This window comes from Mycolicibacterium agri, assembly GCF_002553505.1.
Classification (GTDB): Bacteria; Actinomycetota; Actinomycetes; order Mycobacteriales; family Mycobacteriaceae; genus Mycobacterium; species Mycobacterium agri.
In genome coordinates this window covers 20,997-40,706 of the sequence record NZ_PDCP01000050.1, presented here as the reverse complement: position 1 = coordinate 40,706, position 19,710 = coordinate 20,997, and the positions used below count along the sequence as shown (strand labels likewise).

General features: G+C 62.9%; 16 protein-coding genes and 1 pseudogene. 11 read left to right on the top strand and 6 right to left on the bottom strand.

Annotation, left to right across the window (positions count from 1 at the left end):
* Nucleotides 1–71 precede the first annotated feature (71 nt).
* Nucleotides 72–272, bottom strand: a pseudogene (locus CQY20_RS36225) (IS30 family transposase); the annotation flags it as partial.
* Nucleotides 273–431: 159 nt separating this feature from the next.
* The gene (locus tag CQY20_RS22975) at nt 432–1,388 is read right to left on the bottom strand and encodes a purine-nucleoside phosphorylase (protein ID WP_097942387.1); all 957 of its coding nucleotides are present in this window, start codon (nt 1,386–1,388) and stop codon (nt 432–434) included.
* Nucleotides 1,389–1,837: 449 nt separating this feature from the next.
* Here CQY20_RS22975 and CQY20_RS22970 point away from each other — a divergent pair, with 449 nt between their 5' ends.
* Nucleotides 1,838–3,193 carry an MFS transporter gene (locus tag CQY20_RS22970; protein ID WP_097942386.1) on the top strand — a complete coding sequence of 452 codons (1,356 nt, stop codon included), beginning with the start codon at nt 1,838–1,840 and terminating at the stop codon, nt 3,191–3,193.
* Between the two features lie 757 nt (nt 3,194–3,950).
* Nucleotides 3,951–5,111 carry an MFS transporter gene (locus tag CQY20_RS22965; RefSeq protein WP_133119120.1) on the top strand — a complete coding sequence of 387 codons (1,161 nt, stop codon included), beginning with the start codon at nt 3,951–3,953 and terminating at the stop codon, nt 5,109–5,111.
* Between the two features lie 15 nt (nt 5,112–5,126).
* Here CQY20_RS22965 and CQY20_RS22960 read toward each other — a convergent pair whose 3' ends face one another.
* Both CQY20_RS22960 and CQY20_RS22955 read right to left on the bottom strand, forming a co-directional pair.
* A complete protein-coding gene (locus tag CQY20_RS22960; protein ID WP_097942384.1) occupies nt 5,127–6,092 on the bottom strand; it encodes an IS481 family transposase in 966 nt (321 codons plus the stop codon).
* Nucleotides 6,093–6,149: 57 nt separating this feature from the next.
* Nucleotides 6,150–8,360, bottom strand: coding sequence for a hypothetical protein (locus CQY20_RS22955; protein WP_097942383.1), 2,211 nt, complete (start codon nt 8,358–8,360; stop codon nt 6,150–6,152).
* 312 nt (nt 8,361–8,672) lie between these two features.
* On the opposite strand from CQY20_RS22955, the gene ligD (CQY20_RS22950) reads away from it, so the two are divergent.
* From ligD (CQY20_RS22950) to CQY20_RS22920, 5 genes are all read left to right on the top strand, one after another.
* Complete coding sequence (gene ligD / locus CQY20_RS22950; RefSeq protein WP_097942392.1) at nt 8,673–9,680, top strand: non-homologous end-joining DNA ligase; 1,008 nt, start codon at nt 8,673–8,675, stop codon at nt 9,678–9,680.
* Between the two features lie 147 nt (nt 9,681–9,827).
* Nucleotides 9,828–10,856 carry a tyrosine-type recombinase/integrase gene (locus CQY20_RS22945; RefSeq protein ID WP_097942391.1) on the top strand — a complete coding sequence of 343 codons (1,029 nt, stop codon included), beginning with the start codon at nt 9,828–9,830 and terminating at the stop codon, nt 10,854–10,856.
* Entirely contained in the window at nt 10,853–11,179 is a 327-nt protein-coding gene (locus CQY20_RS22940; protein WP_097942382.1) for a helix-turn-helix domain-containing protein, read from the top strand. Before CQY20_RS22945 ends, CQY20_RS22940 begins: the two co-directional genes overlap by 4 nt.
* Nucleotides 11,176–13,467 (top strand): XRE family transcriptional regulator, encoded by a 2,292-nt coding sequence (locus CQY20_RS34560; RefSeq protein WP_133119119.1) that lies wholly within the window; start codon nt 11,176–11,178, stop codon nt 13,465–13,467. Before CQY20_RS22940 ends, CQY20_RS34560 begins: the two co-directional genes overlap by 4 nt.
* A gap of 340 nt (nt 13,468–13,807) precedes the next feature.
* Complete coding sequence (locus tag CQY20_RS22920) at nt 13,808–14,293, top strand: hypothetical protein (RefSeq protein WP_133119118.1); 486 nt, start codon at nt 13,808–13,810, stop codon at nt 14,291–14,293.
* A 197-nt stretch (nt 14,294–14,490) separates the two neighbouring features.
* Here the strand turns inward: CQY20_RS22920 and CQY20_RS34555 are convergent, their stop codons facing one another.
* Nucleotides 14,491–14,772 carry a hypothetical protein gene (locus CQY20_RS34555; protein WP_133119117.1) on the bottom strand — a complete coding sequence of 94 codons (282 nt, stop codon included), beginning with the start codon at nt 14,770–14,772 and terminating at the stop codon, nt 14,491–14,493.
* Nucleotides 14,773–15,312: 540 nt separating this feature from the next.
* Between CQY20_RS34555 and CQY20_RS22910 the strand changes: the two genes are divergently transcribed.
* From CQY20_RS22910 to CQY20_RS22895, 4 genes are all read left to right on the top strand, one after another.
* Nucleotides 15,313–15,657 (top strand): PASTA domain-containing protein, encoded by a 345-nt coding sequence (locus CQY20_RS22910; protein ID WP_163700264.1) that lies wholly within the window; start codon nt 15,313–15,315, stop codon nt 15,655–15,657.
* Nucleotides 15,658–16,234: 577 nt separating this feature from the next.
* Complete coding sequence (gene ligD / locus CQY20_RS22905; RefSeq protein ID WP_371871078.1) at nt 16,235–17,125, top strand: non-homologous end-joining DNA ligase; 891 nt, start codon at nt 16,235–16,237, stop codon at nt 17,123–17,125.
* Nucleotides 17,118–17,897, top strand: a complete 780-nt coding sequence (locus CQY20_RS22900; RefSeq protein ID WP_097942374.1) for an Fpg/Nei family DNA glycosylase — start codon at nt 17,118–17,120, stop codon at nt 17,895–17,897. The genes ligD (CQY20_RS22905) and CQY20_RS22900 overlap by 8 nt, the downstream gene beginning before the upstream one ends.
* 60 nt (nt 17,898–17,957) lie before the next feature.
* Complete coding sequence (locus tag CQY20_RS22895; protein WP_097942373.1) at nt 17,958–18,527, top strand: hypothetical protein; 570 nt, start codon at nt 17,958–17,960, stop codon at nt 18,525–18,527.
* On the opposite strand, the gene coaE is transcribed toward CQY20_RS22895, so the two are convergent.
* A complete protein-coding gene (gene coaE / locus CQY20_RS22890; RefSeq protein ID WP_097942372.1) occupies nt 18,524–19,702 on the bottom strand; it encodes a dephospho-CoA kinase in 1,179 nt (392 codons plus the stop codon). The two genes, CQY20_RS22895 and coaE, sit on opposite strands and share 4 nt — an antisense overlap.
* Nucleotides 19,703–19,710 lie beyond the last annotated feature (8 nt).

Below are 19,710 nucleotides of genomic sequence, written 5' to 3'. Positions count from 1 at the left end.
ATAACTGGCAATCCAGGTGGTCCCATCACCCTGGCAAAAATCAGGTCACACTGGTCCCATCCTCATGGCAGGCGACACACGCCCACATCGATCACTACACGCTCACCCAGAGTCAACCGCGGCCGCTTCCGCGGCCCCTCGTCAAGAAATTTAGGTCTCACCCCGCCAGCATCAGCAAACCACCGGCGTCCGCTGTGGACCGACACGCCGACGGCTAACCCAGCCTCGCCAGCAGACATCCCATCCCGAACGCGATCCCAGAACTGACGCATAATCCAGGGATAAGCCTTCAGATACACAACAACCTCCAACAAGGTGGCTGTTGCAATCACCCCCAGAAATCGCCCCAGGACAATGCGGACATTTACGTCTGCTCGCGCAGGAAAATCTGAACCAGCCGGCTGCGCGTGGCAGTTGAATACCGCCCCGGCTCAGTTCGAGGGTGGATTCTTCAGCAGATCGGCGACGACAGGCCGACCGACGGTGTAGATGTTCTCCAGCGCCAGGTTGAATCCCGCGGACCGCTGCTCAAGGTGCTGGACCACCGTCTGCCCCGGATACGGCTGATCGAAGTTCCTGACTGTGCGCAGCGACAGATAACGGTTCAGGTAGCCGTGCGCATTGAGAGCCGTGGCGACCGCGTTGTCCTCCATCTGGGTGGTGCAGTAGACGCCCTTGCCTTCGGTACGGATCTCCATGATGTAGCGGGCTTGATCCGACGGCATCTTGCCGGAGAAGTAGTCGTCGCCGGTCATGGTGCCGCACTTCATGACTGCCGGCGTGCGGCCCTGCTGGTCGGGGTAAAGCGCCCGCTCGGCGGCGGCTTCGGGGCTGTCGGCCAGCCTGGCCTCGCGGGTCAGCTGAAATGCCCTGTCCACCAAGGCTTCATCGAGGTAGTAGGCGTCGGTGTTGTAATTCTCGACGGGCCGGTAGGCAAAGGGCACCTCGGGGGCCTCGCTCGGATCGAGGTGATTGCCGAGGTCGAAGTCCACCACCCAGTCAGCCCAGATCGCGGAGCCGAGGGTGCCCTGGTCGGGCGGGGTGCCGGCAGTACCCGCGGTGAGGAAGTAGGCGTTGGAGAAGTCGAACCTATCGCTGCCGAGGATGGCCATCATCGTGGTGGCCGCATTGGATTTGCCCTCACCGGTTTCGGCGACGCATAACCTGTCCGAGTTGCACCGCACCGGCTTGTACGCGCCAGGCACGTCCACCGTGGTGGGCAGCTGCTCGCGCTGCAGCCACACCTCGTTCTCCGGAGGGAACATGGTGATGACCAGTACCCCAACATCGATTCTGTCGGGATCGTCTTGTCCGCTGGCGCATCCGGGGGCCACCGCCACAGCGGTCAACCCGAGTGCGACAGCAAATTTGCAGAACCGTCTGGTCATTTCGACAGATTAGGGGACTTTGCTCTCTCGCGTGTGCGTGAACCTATGCCGGTCTGCTTGCAGCGGGATTCGTTGTCGCCGTTAATTTCCCTCTCGCCCCACCGCCGCACTGCCGGCCGTTCCAGCAATTCCCCCGACCTCGCAGTCGCTCAGCGGCGTTGTCGCCGAACGACTACGAAAAGATTGCTGCGATTCAACCGGACACAGCTTAAGTTGATAGGAAGCCGCCACGATTCGACGGGAAACACACCTGCCTACCCACGAGCGACTCGTCTACCGCGCTCCGACCACATCGGCCAGAACGCGAACATCATTGACGGCTACGTCAAGAACGAGCACGGCGGCAAGCGATACGGCGAACACGAGTTCACCGTGCGGCCAACGTCTTCGCCGGCAGCCCAACCGGACTCCCGTGCCAACACACCCCGCCGGGCATAGGAGGTATCGCCATGCCGGAAGACACCAAAGTACGACACGACAACTTCTCGCCGGCCGAGAAGCACCAGATGGCCAAGCGCGCCGCTGTGGCGAGTCTCGTCGGCACCGCCGTTGAGTGGTACGACTACTTTCTCTTCGGCACCGCATCGGCGCTTGTGTTCGGCGCCGTGTTCTTTCCTGATGACACCCCGCTCATCGGGACGCTTTCTGCCTTCGCTGTGTTCGGTGTCGGCTTCTTCGCCCGGCCGCTGGGCGGAATCGTGTTCGGGCATATGGGTGATCGCATCGGTCGCAAACGCACCCTCGTGGTGACACTGATGATCATGGGCATCGCCACGTTCGCCATCGGTCTGCTGCCTACTGCAGCGCAGGTCGGTGTGCTCGCGCCCATCCTGTTGGTAGCGCTGCGGTTGCTCCAGGGATTCGCTGCGGGCGGCGAGTGGGGCGGTGCGGCACTCGTCGCCGTCGAGTACGCGCCCGAGGGAAAGCGCGGCACCTACGGCACATTCCCGCCCGTCGGCAACACGATAGGACAACTCGCCTCTACCGGGATCTGGCTCCTGGTCTCCGCGCTACCCGACGACCAGCTGTTCTCCTGGGGCTGGCGGGTGCCCTTCCTGGCAAGCATCGTGCTCGTCGTTGTCGGGCTGCTGATCCGGCTCAAGCTGACCGAGACGCCGGCTTTCCGTGCGGCACAGGCCGAACTGGAGGAACAGCAGGCCGCGGGCCACCACACCGAGACCTCGCCGTTCGCGGCCCTGTTGCGCACCTCGCGACGTCCGCTGTTGATCGCGATGGGGATGCGACTCGGCGAGGGCATCCTCGCCTACGTCGTGCTCACGGTCGTACTGACGTATGCCACGTCGTACACCAAACTCAGCCGTTCGGACGTGCTGGCCGCCTTGACGGTGGCCTCGGCACTGGGTGCGGTCACCTTCTATCTGCTGGGACGCCTGTCGGATCGCATCGGACGGCGTCCGGTGTTCATGGTCGGCGCGGCGATCGGGATCGTGTTCGCGTTCCCGGTGTTCTGGATCCTCGACACGAACTCGGTCGTCGGCCTGTATATGGCGGTAGCCGTTATATACAGCGTGGGTGTGGGCGCTATGTACGCGGTGGAGTCCAGCTTGTTCTCCGAGCTGTTCGGTACCCGGGTGCGCTACTCGGGTATGTCGGCTGCCGTCCAGCTCCCCAGCATCCTGGTGGGCGCGTGGCCTTTCGCTGCCACCGCGATGCTCGTTGCGACCGACGGAAATCCGTGGCCAATTTCGATCACCACCATCATCGTGGTCGGCATCGGCCTAGTGTGCGCACGCCTCGCACCGGAAACCCGTCATGTCGACCTGAACCGAATCGGGCGCGGCTGATCAGCACCCGACCCAGTTCCGTCGAAACTCAGTCCGTCGCCGTTGATTCGAAGGCGCGCAGGTGCTTCGGTGAAGCCCTCGATCCGGCTGAGCTTGTGGCCGCGGATACGGTGACGAGGGTCAGGTTGGCGATTGCGGCCTTGGCCGCGCCCTGGGCTCCTAATCCGCGCCGCTGCACAGTAATTCGGTTGACCTACGATGCCACCGAGTTGTCGCCGCGGTATTCGGCAATGACCTGTCCGATGGGCTCAATCTCGATCTCGGTGTGACCGCGACCAACGGTTTACTGCGCGACAGCCGAGGGATGTCAGCGAACAGCGCCTGCACCGAGCAGATTGGGTCACGTCTGGAGATGGCGGGGCAAACCGTGCCGTCTCCAACTGGCGTCCTTCTGTTACGAACTGGACAGCCCGGTCCAGCGACAATGCAGGGTTGACGAACCTGTATCGCGATCGACAGCAACTCGCATACTAGTATGAGGCGTTGTGACTGCCGGGTGTACGAAGGAGGTTGCGCGCCCCGGTTCACCTGCGCTGATGCCTTCGTTGCGATACAGTCGCAGTTCCAGCCAAACGTCAAGCAGGGAAGGCGTTTTCATGCCGATCAGGATGACTTGGAATTCTGACGGAGGCGAAAACGTCATCGCCGCAACGCTGTACTTCGGCGATCACAGATAATGGCTGCGGCAGCGCAACTTCATAGGCACGCAAGCCGGTACCGGACGCTGCTGGTCCATGGAATCTTCTACACGGCCGGCGTGCAACTCGCCAACGTGTCTACTGTTCTGCCGTTTATATGCGCACAACAGGGAATCTATTGGGCCGCGGGGCTTCTGTATCCGGCATTCAGTATCGGGATTATCTTCGGTAACTCGATCTCGTCGTTCATCCTGAACCTGTCTCGTCGCCGTAAGCATCTTGTCCTCGCCGCCACGGCCTCAACAACGTCGGCAACGATCGTCTGTAATGCCATCGCCGCTCAGACCGCGCTGCTCATCGCCTCAGTGTTCTTGACGACATCATTGGTAGCGGGGGTTGCCAAAGGGGTATCGAAGGTCGCATTCTCCGAGGTGGTCTCGAGCAAGGTGTCCGAAGCGCGGCGGGCAGATCTGGTCCTCAATCAAGGCGCCTTCGGATCCATACTCGCCATCGTCACGACGCTTCTACTCCTGCCCATGGCAACTCGTCGTGATGGTGCGCTTACTCGTCATGTGGATCTGTTGTGGCTGGGCGCGGCGGCACTGGCGGCCGCGGGCGTGGCCGCCGTATTCGTTGGACCGGTCCGCTCCGCGTCGCAGAGGGCGGCGCGTCGTTTCCGAGACACTTACCGCGAAGGTATGGCCGCGGTACGGGCCGACCAATGGTTCCGCCGCTACACCGTGACCTCGCTCTTGTTCGTTCCCATCAGCCTTGGCACAACGTTTTACAGTTTGCACGCGGCGGCGCAGTTCGGAGACAAGGCCGGCAGTCTGCATGTGCTGGTCGTCTTTGCCAGCATCGGTCTGCTCCTCGGGTCCTTCCTGTGGCGTTGGGTCTACCGAAAGAGATTCGGCGTACGGGGCATGCTGCTGCTCAGCGCACTGATCGGCTCGACCGCGGCACTGATCTGCATGACCGTCCAGGCTTTCCATGGCTGGTCACAGGTATGGGCGCAGGGGATCGTTTTTCTGCTCGCAACGGTGGCGAGCCAAGCGATCTTCACCGCGGGAATAGCGTGGGTGAACATCTATGCGGCCGATTACCAGCGGGCGACGCTGTTCGGCTTCTCAGCCGTTGCGGTCGCTGTGGAAACGTCGCTGCTCGGCGCGGGATTGGGAGTGATCGCCCAGAAATCGTCGGCCATTTGGCCGGTAGTCATCCTGTTGATCCTCAACCTGGTAGCCGCGGTCGCAGCGTTGCGCGCGCCCACCCGCAGCTAAGCTAGGTGTACCGAGTCATGACGTTGGTGTCAGTCGGCTGATCGGTGGGAGGCCGCCGAGTGCGCTGTGGCGTCGTTGAGTGTTGTAGTAGTGCAGCCAGGGTGCAAGTGCTTGGGCACGTTGAGCGTTAGAGGTGAAGACTCGTTTGTAGGCCCATTCGGTCTGCAGGGTGCGGTTGAGCCGTTCGACCTTGCCGTTCTGCCAGGGGCAGTGCGGTTTGATGAATAGCTGGCGGGCGCCCAGCTCTGCGCACACGTCACGTATCGAGTAGCGGTAGGCCCAGGCGTTGTCGGTCATCACCTCTTCGATGGTGGTGATCCCGTGCGCGCGGAAATGATGCGCTGCTCGTCGTAGGAATCCGGCGCAGGTAGCGCCTTTCTCGTCGGGCAGGATTTCTGAGTAGGCCAGCCGGGAGTAGTCATCGACCAACGAGTGAATGTAGTCGAATCCATGGCCGTTCTTGCGATCTCGATCCGGTGCACGTCCTCGTCCGTGCGCGCGCCATCCACCGCCGGCGGGGATGCGACCCAGCTTCTTGACGTCCATGTGAACCAGCTCGCCGGGGCGCGACCGCTCATAACGGACAGCGGTGGTCTTGGAGGCGCGGATCACCTGACCGGTCATCGGGTCCAGCTCGCGTAGGTGGGGCATCTGTCGACGGTTGAGCACACGGGACACCGTTCGCGGGCAGATCCCGAGCTTGGCGGCGATCTCGTCAGGACCGCACCGGTGGCGTTTGCGCCAGGCCACGATCTGGTTCTCCACGCTGGGCCGGACACGGGTCGGACTGGTATGCGGCCGCGAGGACCGGTCGTGAAGACCGTCTTCACCCTCGGTCTCAAAACGACTGATCCAGGTGTGGACGCATTTACGCGAAACCCCCATCGCTTTCGCGATATGGGCCTTGGGCCAGCCAGCCTGATACCGGCGCACTATCAGCAGCCGGCCGTGAAACGTCGTACGGGCATTACGGTGGGACACGAGAACCTCCGGACGGTGGTGGACCTAGACAAGCCACACCCCACCCGGAGGTTCTCCTCACATCAAGCCAACACGCCTGCTACCAACGTCCTGTCCCAGTACAACTAGCTGGCCGTTTGACGACGTACCAGACGCGCCGAGGTCGACGGGTGTGCGCAGGCCGCCCAGCGACTGATGGCTCTGGTGCAGCCGCGGCCGCCACCACTCCGGCGCCACGAAGTACAGCATCTTGTCGACGTCGAAGATGGTGTTGAGAAGTTCGGCGACCACGTGCCGCGTCCGGTCATCCGGCATCGGCAGATCCTTGGTCAGCATCTCCTGGATCAGGCTGCGATACACCACAATCCGCTCTTCCTCGCGGAGCTCGTCGAACGAACGCGGCTCGATGTTGCTGGCCTTGTTGATCCGGTCACGGGCCGCATCGACGAACGCCTTCTCGTACTCCCAACGGGTCTGCTCGTTGTACTTGTCCATCGCCGCCTCATACGCGGCGTTGATGCCGTTGACGACCTCTTCCTTCGGGTGCCACGTGACCTTGACGGTCACGTGGAGGGGCGACACATTGTGGAAGTTGACGTGTTTGACGTGCACCCCGAACGAGATCTTGCCGGACGGACTCTCCACGAGATCTTTGACCCTGAGCCGAATGTCGTTGCCGCCATAGTCGAATTCGATGATGCCGTTCTCGACGACGCCGTTGGGCCCGAACTCGTATCCGGGTTGGCCACACATTGCGGTGAAGCCCCCGAAGTCGGCCTGAATCCTTTCGGGGTCGCCCTCATTGGTGTCTTCGAGGTTGACCTCCTTGCCGTCCTTGTACACCTCGTCCATGTCGTCCGCCGGGATGGTGTCCTCGGTCGTCGGCACGAACGGGATTTCGATCGGATGTTCGGTGACGATCGGCGTCGGCATCGCGGGAGCCTCCGGCGCGGGAATGTTGCCCACCTCCGGATCCTTCGCCAGATGCACCAACTCGGCGATGCCGAGCTGGCGGCCGGGATCGTCGACGTAGGTCTGCCAACACAAGTAGGTCCCGACATCTTGGACCTGGACGCCGACCTGTCGCATCTTGCGGCGCAGCTCGTAGTTGATCAGGTCGTCGGTGGTGTTGCTGAGAACGTAACGGCGACTGGACGTGTCGGTGGTTTCGGTGACCGTGCGGAACGTCGTCTTGTAGTTCTTGCGGATCTCGGTGGACAGCTTCTCGGTCTGCTCGCGCATGCGCCGGTGGGTGACTTCCCTGGCGTTGGCCTGCGTCTTGCCGATGTCGATGCTGGCCGACGCGCTCGCGCTGCCGCCGATCCAGCTCTGGTTCGCCGTGGTGTCCACACCGAATTTGACGTCAGACCTGTTGTCCTCTTTGACCGCATCGGAGATCTCATCCTGTTCGGTGGTGGACTTCTCGGATTTCACGACGGTCTCGATCGCGGTCTCGGTGTAACGCTCGGTCAGCGTCTTGCGCGTGCTGACCTCGACCAGTTCGACCGTCGCGCCTGGGCTCATCCAGACGTGTCCGACGGGCGGACCGAGAAACGTGTCGAACTCGAAGAAGAACTGGCGAAACAGATGAACGATTCCAAGCGGCGACAAGCTCACCCGATCGAGGTCCTTGAACGGGTCCATGTAGTCCAGCGGATCGCGGAACCTGAGCAGCGACAGCAGCCGACCGAGGTACTTGTCCGGCTGATAGAAGAGCTTCCGCAGCGCGTCGAACTGGCCGTTGGACTTCAAGTACATGACGAATCCGGCGGCGGCGGACTCCCGGTTGAGCTGATCGGCGACCATGTCGTTGAGCGCGGCGGCGGTCCGCCCCGTCGGCTGGCGCTCCGTTCCGCGAGTAAGTGCCGTCCGATGCCATTTCAGCGTTTCGGGAATGACGACCCGTTGCAAGACTTCCTGAATCCTCGGGGCCTGAATGGCTTGATCCCACACCGACGGGTCGTACTCATCGAGCGGCGGCAATGCTTCGGCGATGCTTTCCATCACGAAACTGCGCCCGACGCGCGTCTCCGCGTCGATCAATTGCGCCGGTGCCAGCTTGGCTATGTCGGCCAGTGACCCGCGCTCGTCGAGCCTGAATTCGAAGTCGGCCCGAAACTTTTTGTACAGCGAATCGAAGGCGCGGGAAAGGTCCGCGGAGAATCCGCGCTCCCACCGGCGGGTCATGCGCTTCGCCCGCCATCCCAGCATCGGCTGGTAGACACCGAAGATCTCGCTTGCGTAGGGGATGATGTTCGTGTATTGCGACAAGTCGGTGGTCTTTTTCACGGCGATCGTCCCTTCTCGCGGCAATAGACGCTGCAAATTGTCGCTGGCGAAGATGCCATTTCGGCAGAAAATTGACGGGAAAACAGAATGCCTTTGCGATGCGTTCCGTCCGCCATTTTCGTTTCTCCGCTGTGATCGCGAGAGACTCCATTTACGATAAATTTGCACAACATGTTCCGAGCTAATGCCTTGCAGGATGATCCGATGCATCAACTTGGCCGGATAGCGAATTCGCTTGCTCGCAGACTGCATTCTGTCGGTAGCTGCACGCGTGCTGGGTAGATGGCGGAGGATGCGGGTATGCCCCCGGACATGGCGCTTCGTCGGTACGGCCTTCCCGAGCCCGAAGCCCGACTGTTGCGCCGCGAATCGGTGCCGACCTGGTGCACCCCGACCCTCGCGACGCTGACCGAAAAACGTTTCTCCGATCCGGCGTGGATCTTCGAGCGCAAGCTCGACGGGGTGCGATGCCTGGCGTTCCGCGACGGCCGACGGGTACGCCTGCTGTCACGCAATCAACTGACCCTCAACGGCACCTACCCCGAAGTGGTCGACGCCCTCGCGGCGCAGGCATGCGACAAATTCGTCGTCGACGGCGAAATCGTTGCGTTCGAAGGCCGTCGCACCAGCTTCGCGCGGCTGCAGGGCCGCTCGGGCCTCACCGACCCCGACGAGGCCCGCGCCACCGGTATCCCGGTCTTCTACTACGTGTTCGACCTCTTGCATCTGGACGGCTACTCGACCAGGGATCTTCCGCTGCTATCGCGTAAACGACTGCTGCGCAAGGCGTTCACGTTCGACGACCCGCTGCGCTTCACCACGCATCGGGTCAAGGACGGTGAAGCCGCCTATGAGGAGGCGTGCCGGCGCGGCGACGAGGGCGTCATCGCCAAGCGAGCCGACGCGCCGTATGAGGGCCGCCGCAGCGCCAACTGGCTGAAGTTCAAGTGCAGCAAGGATCAGGAGTTCGTCGTCGTCGGCTACACCGCCCCCAAGGGCAGCCGCATCGGCCTGGGCGCACTGCTGCTCGGCTATCACGACGGCGAGGTGCTGCGGTATGCGGGCAAGGTGGGCACGGGTTTCGACACCGCGACCCTTCGCAGCTTGCACGAGCGGCTTGCACCGACCGAGCAGGACGACCCCCCGGTGGTCGGTGCGGTGAAGCAAGCCGGAGCGCACTGGGTTCGGCCGACACTGGTGGTCCAGGTGGCGTTCAGCGAGAAATGGGTGGAATTGCATCTGATGCAACATTGCGCTCCGTGGAACATCCGGCGTCTGCGCCGCTCACGGCATGGTAGCGCGGTGAGCGTTCGCGGATGATCGATCGCTGACTGGTCCATTCCGCCTGCGCATCATTGATGCATCTGATACAACAGGGCGGTGAACGTGCCGCTTCCGGGTTCCGCAGGTGTTTTCCTGGTGGACAACGTTGTTCATCTTGAACCTGAGCCTGCGATTCTCGAGGCGATGCTGGAGGGTTGGCGTCGCCAGCAATCCGCTCGATTTCTGCGGCCATCGACCATGTTGATGCGTCTGCGGTTGATCAATCGACTGGTCGACTTCACGGGGCTGTACCCGTGGCAGTGGACGCCCGCCGATGGTGAGGCATTTATCGACCATCTAAGGAATCTGGACGAGCCGCGTGCGCTGTCGACAGTGCGGGGCTACGAGGTCGCCATCAACCTTTTCCTTGAGTTTCTGCTCGATCCTCGCTACGGGTGGGCAAGCGCCTGTGAGGAACGGTTTGGCGAAGTGCCGCAACTGATCTTTCATGACGGCAACTCCATCGTCCACCGAAGCGATTACGAGGGTGATCCACGTCGGCGCCCGCTTACCTACGACGAGATCCAAGCGTTGTTCGACGCCGCCGATGCTCGGCCGAGCAAGATCGTGCGCCGGGGCGTGAAGGGTGGCCTGGGTGCAGCTCGCGACGCGACGGTGCTCAAGTTGATCTACGCGTTCGGGTTGCGGCGTACCGAGGCTTCCAAGCTCGACCTAGTCGACCTGCGCGCCAATCCGCAAATGCCTCAGTTCGGTCGGTTCGGCAGCCTCATGGTGCGCTTCGGAAAGTCATCGAAAGGCGCTGCGCCCAAACGACGGTGCGTCTTGCTGGTACCGGAGATGGACTGGATCATCGAGGTGCTCGACCAATGGCTCACCGAGTTGCGGCCACGCTTTTCGCCCGGGCCCCATCCGGCGCTGTGGATTACTGAGCGGGTGGGCAGGTTGCAGCCGCGCTCCATCAACGACGCGTTCGTCGCCGCGAAGCGAGACGCTGGCTTGGACGAGCATCTCGATGTCCATTGCCTTCGCCATTCGGCGGTGACGCACTGGACCGAGTTTGGTTACCCCGCAAGGTTTTCCCAAGAACAGGTAGGACACTCGCACGCCTCGACAACCGCCATTTACACCGGAGTATCCAACGAATTCCGCAATCAGATGCTGGTCGCTTCGCTGAAGGGCCGGCTCGGGAAGAACTGGGATGTGATCCGATGATCAAGAAGATGGGCTACCGATGGCGCCTACGGGATCTCATGGCCGACCAACAGATGTTTCAGACCTCGAATCTGGTCCCGCTACTGGCCGAACGTGGCGTCACCTTATCGCGTGAACAGGTTTATCGCCTGGTTACTCAACCGCCACAACGGCTCAGCATGGATGTGCTGGTTGCGCTCTGCGACATCCTCGGCTGCACTCCGAATGATCTGATCGAACCTGAAGTCGTCAACGTGCAGGTGCGCAAGACTGCTGGGGGGAAGTCAGGTTCAGATCCGATCCAGCCGCGCCGGACCGTCATTCGAAGGCCTGGCCGTCAATGACCGCCGCATCGGCCAGACATGATGAAGCACTGGCCGAAGTCCGCTTACGCTTGATCAGCGTTCTATGTGAGGTCGGCGGCCCGGACATGACCGGTGAGACAGCTGAACGCGTGTTGCGGCAGGCGCATGCCTGGGAGTCGGTCGGTGCCCGCCAGCTGGCCACCTATCTGATCGACCATCCTGATGCGTTTGTCGCTCCGTCGCCGCATATTCCGCTGTCGATGGCGACACTGTTTAAGCTGTTCGCAGACAATGGTTTCGGCGACCGAGTGGTCCTACCTGGATGCGTCCGCTGCGGTCGCACCGACAAACTTCTGAAACGCCAGACGCCGGAAGGTCGGTGTTGTGAGCGGTGCATGGAACGAGTCGAGCGGCGACAGTGCGCTCGGTGCGGCAAGATCGGTCGGATCGTCGGCCAACGCGAGGAAGGAAAGATCTGCCGCCAGTGCTACCGGCGAGACCCGGCCCGGCACGCCGAATGCTCGCAATGCGGCAGAGTGGCCGGAATCACGAGCCGTACCAAAGACGGTGCGCCGCTGTGCAATCGCTGCAGGCCGCGGCCGAAGAAGCCGTGTGTCCACTGCGGCCGCGTCCGGGTCGTCTGCGCGAACACCACCAAAGGCCCGCTATGTAAGAACTGCCACACCGCACCACCTCGTCAATGCGGCGTGTGCGGAAACGTCCGCACGATCACGCGCCGCGGCGATGGCGGTAGCCGCCCGGACATGTGCCAGAGTTGTAGTCGCGACACCGGTGAATGCGTGAAATGCGGTCGGCATCGGCGCGGATCGCGCTACCGCGGCGGCCCTTTCTACTGCAGCAGCTGCTCCCCGAGAACACCGCGAGCGTGCTCGATCTGCCAACGCGTGCACCCGGTGACGGCGGTATGGCCCGTCGGACCGGTGTGTCAGAGATGCTACCGCACCCGACTGGAACGTCCCGAGACGTGCGCAGGGTGCCTAAACACCCGAATTCTGGTCTGCGTCAACGAGTCCGGCGATGCCGTATGCACCCGATGCGGCGGGGCGGATCTCAACTTCGCGTGCAAGGACTGCGGCGAGGAGGGACCGGGATTCCGGGACGGCAGATGCGACAGGTGCCTGGTACTGGCGAAGGTCAATACGCTCCTCGGCGAGGAGAGATCGATACGCGATGCGCGACTGAAACCACTCTTCAACGCGCTCGCCGCGGTGAACCCTGGCAGCGTCCACACCTGGGTGCGCGAAAAGCGCTCGCTGGCCTGGCTGGCCGAACTGGCTCGATCAGGTCGGGACATCACCCATGAGGAAATTGACCGACTTCCGCAGAACGCCCAGACTCTCCATATCCGAGCGGCGTTCGTCGCGGCGGGTGTCCTGCCGCAGCGCAACGAAGCCTTGGCCCAGCTCCAGCTCTGGGTCGATCGCACCATCCCGACCATTGCCGTTGAGTACCAATCCGTGATCCGCGCCTACGCCGAATGGCACATCGTCCGCCGAGCACGCCAGCGAGCGGCCCGCGGCCCCTTCCGCCCTGGCGCTGATTCATCGAACCGGCAACGAATCCGGTGTGCAGTCACCTTCTTGGCCTGGCTGACCGAGGTGGGTGCTTCTGTCGCAGATCTGCGCCAGCACCACGTCGACACGTACTTCGCCGCCGGCGCGCCGAATCCGAAGGCTCTGAGCACATTCCTGGCATGGATGCAGGCACGACATCTGATCAACGGCATCGAGATCCCGCGCAAGAAAGACGGCCTCCCGTTTCGATTCCAGGACCAAGACGACCAAACCGACCAGCTCCGGCGATGTCTGACTGCCACCGAGATACCGCTGGAAGTTCGCATAATCGGTGCCCTGGTTCGGCTCTACGCCATCCCGGTCGCCCGCATCGTCGAACTGACCACCGACCGGTTCAGCCGAGACGACACCGACGCCTACTTGGTCATTGAGCAGAACTCGGTTGTCCTACCGCCGTCGCTCGCGGCGCTCATCGAAGAACTGATCGCACACAGGCACTCAACCGGACGTCCAGATTCGGGGCCCGGGATACCTGCCTACCTATTCCCCGGCAGACCACCGAGCCGACCTCGCAACACCAAAGCCCTGAGCCGAACCCTGAACCGCTACGGACTACCGACGTTGACTGCTCGCAACTCGGCCATGATCGCCAACATCCTCGATCTAGAACCGATCGTGGTCAGCGATCTCTTCGGCGTCGCACCACAGACCGCACACAAATGGGCCCAATATGCTCAATCCAGCTGGGCCACCTACCTGGCTGCACGACCCGTCGAGCGCCAGCGCACGTAGACACTTCAGCAGCGTGTCAGACCAAGATTCAGATCCACCGTCGTTCCCAGTCGGAGCGCTACCGGCTTACCTCCGCGATCGGAACCGAACGGGCACATCGTGGTCGCTTGCGCTGGGCACTCTGAGGGTTGCCGAAGTTCACCCAGCTGGGGTGACTTTGCGGCTGTCCGACGGGGTCGGCGGCGTTAGCCTTTGCTATATGAGGGTGAGACGCGGACTCGTCGGCCGCATCGGGGGCCTCCGTTCACCCCGTTCTAGCCCTCGCGCGACACGGAAGTGGATTGTAGCTATCACAGTCGGCGGGACCTCCCTAGCAGCCCTCTTCACCGTAATCTGGCTGGTGTTCGCAACGCAGACTATCGCCGGAACCCCAAGGATGATCGGGCGCTCCCACAACGACCCGAACTTTCCGAACGTTCACGCGGTTTCCGGCATGCCCAGCGAGTGGATAGCAACAGTGTGCAAGCCGCATGCGTATGCGAACTTCTGGACCGCGCTCTTCCCGGCGAAAGCCCAGTATCTGTATCCGAATACCGCTTTCCACCTGCCACGATCGGTGCACAGCGCCTTGTGTTCGGCGAAATACGAAGAGGCCTCCGACCCCGTGGTTTTGATCGCGGTGTACCAGTCAGAGGACCTGATGCAGCTCGACCTCGCCGACAACGGAATCCAGTGGTACTGCTTTGCTGCAGTTGATGGGAACCTTTTTGTGATGGCGACCCGGGCGGAGGAGCGCGTCATGGGCGCCAACAGCTTGAACGCCTCACCAGTCTTGGCACCGCTAGTTGACGACGGCTTCATCGTCTATGCGGATCCGGGACGATAGCCCATTTACGCCCTCGGCGCCACGTCCCTTGACATAAGACAGATAGGCGGCCACAACCCAGAATACTGATCGTCGCCCTCACGGCTTACCTGTAAGACTTGGCGCACCGATAACCATGCGGAAACTTTCGTCGCGGTCGGCAACCTGTCAAGAGGATAGATGCTTTCCGTAACTAACTATTCCAATAAGACGTTTGGTCAGCTGCACAACAAGATAGGAATTCGCAAATTATCTACCATCGCGTCATTAAACAGAAAGCAATTTTTCACCACGCTACGCGTGTCGCCGACAGCAAACCGCGCCTCCAGGCTTACCGTGGTCCACGGAAGATAAACCGTGCGCAGATGCACATCAGCAATAGGGGCTCGATTCACAATGCGTACTTTTCTCAGCGTTCCGTTAGCGATCGCGATTCTAGGCTTTTGCGTGCCAGCTACAGCAACCGCCGATCCCACCATCCTGGCAGAACCTTCATGCACGGGAACTAACCTCGGACCCGAAGCAGGTCCCAGGCAAGATGGAAAAGATACCGTCCAAGCCTCAGCTGACGTACGGTGCCCCAACGCAAGATTCTATGTTTCAGTGACCTTCCACATCACAGGCGACGGGCACGACTGGACCGACGAGATAAGCAATTGGGCAAACCCCGCCGTGCTCATTACTAGCAACAACCACAAGGTGGGCGGGGACTTGGAGGGCCAGTTGTATACGGTCACCGCCAGAGTGAAGGTCTGGGCTGGCCCAGCATTCTGCGGTACCCCGGCGAACTGCTATCCGTTCGGCACGCCGCTCCAGACCTTTGATCTTCCCGTGGTATCACGGGGGGTGTATGACTAATTTGGCATCATCTCCCCGCGCTATCGGTGAAGCCACATCGAATACTCTCTCACTATCAGCACTGTGAATTCTCTACGGAAATGCTCGCCGCGGCGAGCTCCTACGATGGGACCGCAAGGTGTCGAGTCCATCACGCGACACCCAACAACTTAAGGAAAAGGACATACAAGAGGCATTCATTGATGGTGTGGAATATTGCTACTAACGGAAGGCCTCTGATCGTCGCCATCCTTACGGCAGTTGTCATGGCCACGGGTATTGCGGCTTGTTCACATAGTCAGACATCGCCACCATTGACGGCTAGTAGTCTAAATAGCCGTCAGGACATGGTGATGCCAAATCTATTGGGCAAATACTGGATGAACGCCGAAAAAGAACTACGAAGTTTAGGATGGACCGGCAGCCTTGATAGGGGGCCAGACGTACCCGTGGAGCCGGAGAACCATAATCGAATCATGCGCCAGATACCGAGCGCTGGCGAGCGCATCAAGAGCGACGATCGGATCACCATCCAATTCGGCGATTAGCGATGGATTTCGGGAGGTTCAAGAGCAACATCGAGGCTAATGGCGACGGGTAACCAGCAATTCCAGGCTCCTACGTAACGATTTTTCACGCGAGAACTCGGCGGGCTTTGAACCGCCTCGGGACGCATGGCGGGCTGGGTCATCGCCCTCGGCCATCAACGGCTCGGCCGGGAATCCGCGATAGGACAATCCCGTTCGACAGCGGCGGAGGGCATGCTCGGTCGCCACGCCGAACCCAGCGCTCGTGCACTGTCGTCCACGAGATGCGGTACTCACGCTGGATCCCGCGCCAACCCCGCCGCGAGCATCCGGGACCGATTGCCGGCGCCCGACTGGGTGACTGCTGAATTCGCAGTCAACAACGGTATATCGACCCGAGAAGCCTGGCCCATGGCAACCGGCCGGGGCCGAGGCGTTTGGTGTGGCCATGAAGCCGGGCATCAGGTGCGAGAGGAATTGTGCACGATCGGAATACGAACGCTCCACCAGATTGGACACGCGACGGCAAGCTGCGCCACCCCCGCTACCTGGGCCTGCGCACAGACAAGAGCCCCGACGAGGTTGTGAGGGAAAGCCGCTGATGGCCACCAAGGTTGAAGTCACCCACCCCGATCGGGTGCTGTTTCCCGCCGACGGCATCACCAAAGCCGAGTTGGTGGACTACTACTCCACCGTCGCCGACGTCATGCTGCCCCACTTGAAGGATCGCCCGCTGACACTGTGGCGCTATCCGCGCGGCATCGACCAGAAGGGTTTCGTCCAGCAGGATTTCGCCGATTCGATGCCGGACTGGATGGGCCGCGTCGAGGTCGACAAGGAGAACGGCACCGTCGTGCACCCCGTCGCCGACAGCCGGGAGTCGTTGCGGTGGCTGGCGAATCAGAACTGCGTGACGGTGCACGCATGGCTGTCGCGGCGCGACCGGTTGCACACGCCCGACCGGATCGTCTTCGACCTCGACCCGTCGGCCGACGACTTCGCGGTCGTGAAGGCGACCGCCCGCGCCGTCGCCGATCTGCTCACCCAGATCGGTCTTGTGCCGTATGTGCAGACCACCGGATCGCGCGGCCTGCATGTCGTCACACCGATTCGCGGCGACGCCGACTACGACACCGTGCGCCAATTCGCCCGCGACGTCGCCGAAGTCACCGTCGCTGACGATCCCGACCACCGCACGGTCGAGATGCGCAAGGCCAATCGTGGCGACCGCGTGTACATCGACGTCATGCGCAACGCCTATGCGCAGACCGCCGTCGCGCCGTATGCCGTGCGCGCCCGCCGCGGCGCGCCGGTGGCCACGCCATTGGAGTGGGACGAGCTCGACCGCCGCGGCCTGCGCGCCGACCTCTTCACGATGCTGGACGTGCCCAAGCGGGTGGCCGAACACGGCGATCCGTGGGGCGACATCGGCAGGCGCGCCCGCGCATTGGCGCGCCCGGCGCAGCAGTTGACGAAGATCCGTGCCTGAACTGCCCGACGTCGAGGGGTTCCGCCGGGAACTCGCCGACACCTTGCCTGGGCGCCGGGTGGTCCGCGTCGACGTGCGCGATCCCGGCGTACTGCGCAACACCAGCGCCCGGAATCTGGCGCGGACGTTGGTCGGGCGGCGGTTCGGCACGCCACGCCGCCACGGCAAGTGGCTGATCCTGCCGACGGACGGCCCGACAGTCATGGTGCACAGCGGGATGACCGGCCACCCGTACTTCGCGCAGTCCGGTGACCCCGATATCGGCCACGAGCGCCTGGTGATCACACTCGACCGCGGCGAGTTCCGGTATGCCGACCTGCGCAAGCTGCGCGGCGTCTGGCTGGCCGCCGACGACGATGACGTGGCTCGGGTGATGGGTGAACAGGGCCCCGATGCGCTGACGATCGACCTGCGCGCGTTCGCGGCGGCGTTGCAGGGCCGCCGCGGGGCGGTGAAATCGACGCTGATGGACCAGTCGGTGATCGCGGGCCTTGGCAACCTGCTCACCGACGAGATCTGCTGGCGCGCCCGCATCAACCCGTCGCGGCCGGTCGCCGACCTCGATCGCGACGACCTGCGCCGCCTGCACGGCGCAATGAAGCGCACGTTGCTGACCGCGGTCAAACACGGCTGTGTTCCCGGCCTTCCGCGTTGGCTGACCCGGGTTCGCGACGCCCCCGACCCGGCGTGCCCCCGCTGCGGGACACGGCTTCGCCGCCGTCGCGTCGCCGGTAGGACGTCGGTGTGGTGCCCGAACTGCCAGCCGGCGTGACTAGTTTGCTGCCGGCAACCTCTTGGACCCCACCAGAGGCGGTGGCGTAATCTCGCAGCCATGAGCCTTGCCGAGCGCGGATGGATCTTCGCCGCTGCGCTGGCGACATTTGTCGCCGGCTCTCAGTTAAGTCCCGCGTCTGCGCTGGCCGATCCCGAAGATCCGCCGCCTGCGGATCCGGCGGCCCAGGGCAGCGAGGATGTGCTGCACAACATCGTCTACCGCGCCCGTGTCGACGGCGTATCCCGCGGTGCGACGATCACTTTCGCGGCCGAGGGCAATCAGACGCAGACGGCGAATCCGACGATGGTGCCCGGGCGCACGTTCGAGGCCAACACCGTGTTGCCCGAGAGCGCCACCGCCAACATGCGGGTGTCGATCGACTGGCCGTATTCGGCGAACTTGACCTGCGAGATTCTGGTGGACGACGCGGTCGTCGCCAAGGCCGAGGACTTCATCGCACCCCGCGTGCTGCCGGTGAAGGACGATCCCGACTACGGCGCCCTGACCTGCGAGGCGCCGGTCAGCGGGATACCCAACCCGGCCGCGCCGGGCGGTGGGCTCCCGCCCGCAGATCCGCCGCCGGTCGAGGGTGCCCCGGTCGACGGCGCCGCTCCCGCCAGCGCCTAACCCGAATCAGGTTCGCTCGGCTGCCAACCGGTCGCGTCGGCCCATGCCTTGGCGCGCCAGTAGGCGTCGAGGAACCACGGCTCTTTGGCCTCCACGTAGTCCGCAGCGGTCAACGCGGTGCGCTTGACCGCCAGATAGTCCTCCCGCACGGCGGGGTTGGCCTTCAACCAGTCCACGAAGAACAACGCGAACTGTTGATTGGGCCAGCCGTTCACTCGCAAATGCACATGGGCCGGGCGACCGGGATCGGCCGCACCGTGAAATCGCTTGCGCCACACCGATGGATCGTCGCTGTGCACCCTGTCGCGGGTGATGTCGTCGACGCGCGGATAGCCGACGGCGGTCAAGGAGTCGGCGAGTTCGTCTGCCACAGCGAGTGATTCGACCGTCACCTGGATATCGATGACGTCCTTGGCGGCCATGCCGGGCACCGCCGTGGAACCGATGTGGTCCACCCGCAGGGCTTTTGGCCCGCATGCCATTTTCAGCCGGCTGATGATGCGGCGCGCGTCGTCGGGCCATGCCGGGTTGTAGGGCACGACCTTCGGTGGGGTGCGTACCATCTGGCGAGTACGGATGTTGTGCGCCAGCGGCAGCACACGCTGATACCAAACCTCACGCGCGCGTTCGACGAGTTCGCCGGGCGTGCCCGAATTGTCAAGCAGCACATCGGCGATCGCGACGCGCTGCTCTTCGGGCGCCTGAGCCTTGATCCGCGCGCGGGCGTCGGCCTCGTCCATTCCGCGTTTGATCAACCGCTCGACGCGTGTCTCTTCGTCGGCGTGGACGACGACCACGAGCGGGAACATCGGCGCCATGCCCGTCTCGACGAGCAGCGGGATGTCCTCGACCACCACGGCATCCTCGGACACCGCCGCGATGATCTCCTCACGGCGCCGCGCCACCAGAGGGTGCACGATGCCGTTGAGCTTGGCGCGTTGCTCGTCGTCGACAAAGGCCTTGGCCGCCAACGCGGGTCGATTCAGCGCGCCGCTGGGCAGCAGGATGTCGTGGCCGAACGCGTCGACGAGCGCAGCGAGACCTTCGGTGCCGGGTTCGACGACCTCCCTGGCGATGACGTCGCCATCGACGATGATGCCGCCGCACTCAGCGAACGCGGCGGACACCGTCGACTTGCCGGCGCCGATACCGCCGGTCAGACCGATGCGCAGCATGCGGTCAG

Coding starts and splice junctions, on each gene's coding strand:
- CQY20_RS22975 (WP_097942387.1), bottom strand. CDS start 1,388: ATGACCAGACGGTTCTGCAAATTTGCTGTCGCACTCGGGTTGACCGCT.
- CQY20_RS22970 (WP_097942386.1), top strand. CDS start 1,838: ATGCCGGAAGACACCAAAGTACGACACGACAACTTCTCGCCGGCCGAG.
- ligD (WP_097942392.1), top strand. CDS start 8,673: ATGGCGCTTCGTCGGTACGGCCTTCCCGAGCCCGAAGCCCGACTGTTG.
- CQY20_RS22945 (WP_097942391.1), top strand. CDS start 9,828: ATGCTGGAGGGTTGGCGTCGCCAGCAATCCGCTCGATTTCTGCGGCCA.
- CQY20_RS22940 (WP_097942382.1), top strand. CDS start 10,853: ATGATCAAGAAGATGGGCTACCGATGGCGCCTACGGGATCTCATGGCC.
- CQY20_RS34560 (WP_133119119.1), top strand. CDS start 11,176: ATGACCGCCGCATCGGCCAGACATGATGAAGCACTGGCCGAAGTCCGC.
- CQY20_RS22910 (WP_163700264.1), top strand. CDS start 15,313: ATGGTGTGGAATATTGCTACTAACGGAAGGCCTCTGATCGTCGCCATC.
- CQY20_RS22895 (WP_097942373.1), top strand. CDS start 17,958: ATGAGCCTTGCCGAGCGCGGATGGATCTTCGCCGCTGCGCTGGCGACA.
- coaE (WP_097942372.1), bottom strand. CDS start 19,702: ATGCTGCGCATCGGTCTGACCGGCGGTATCGGCGCCGGCAAGTCGACG.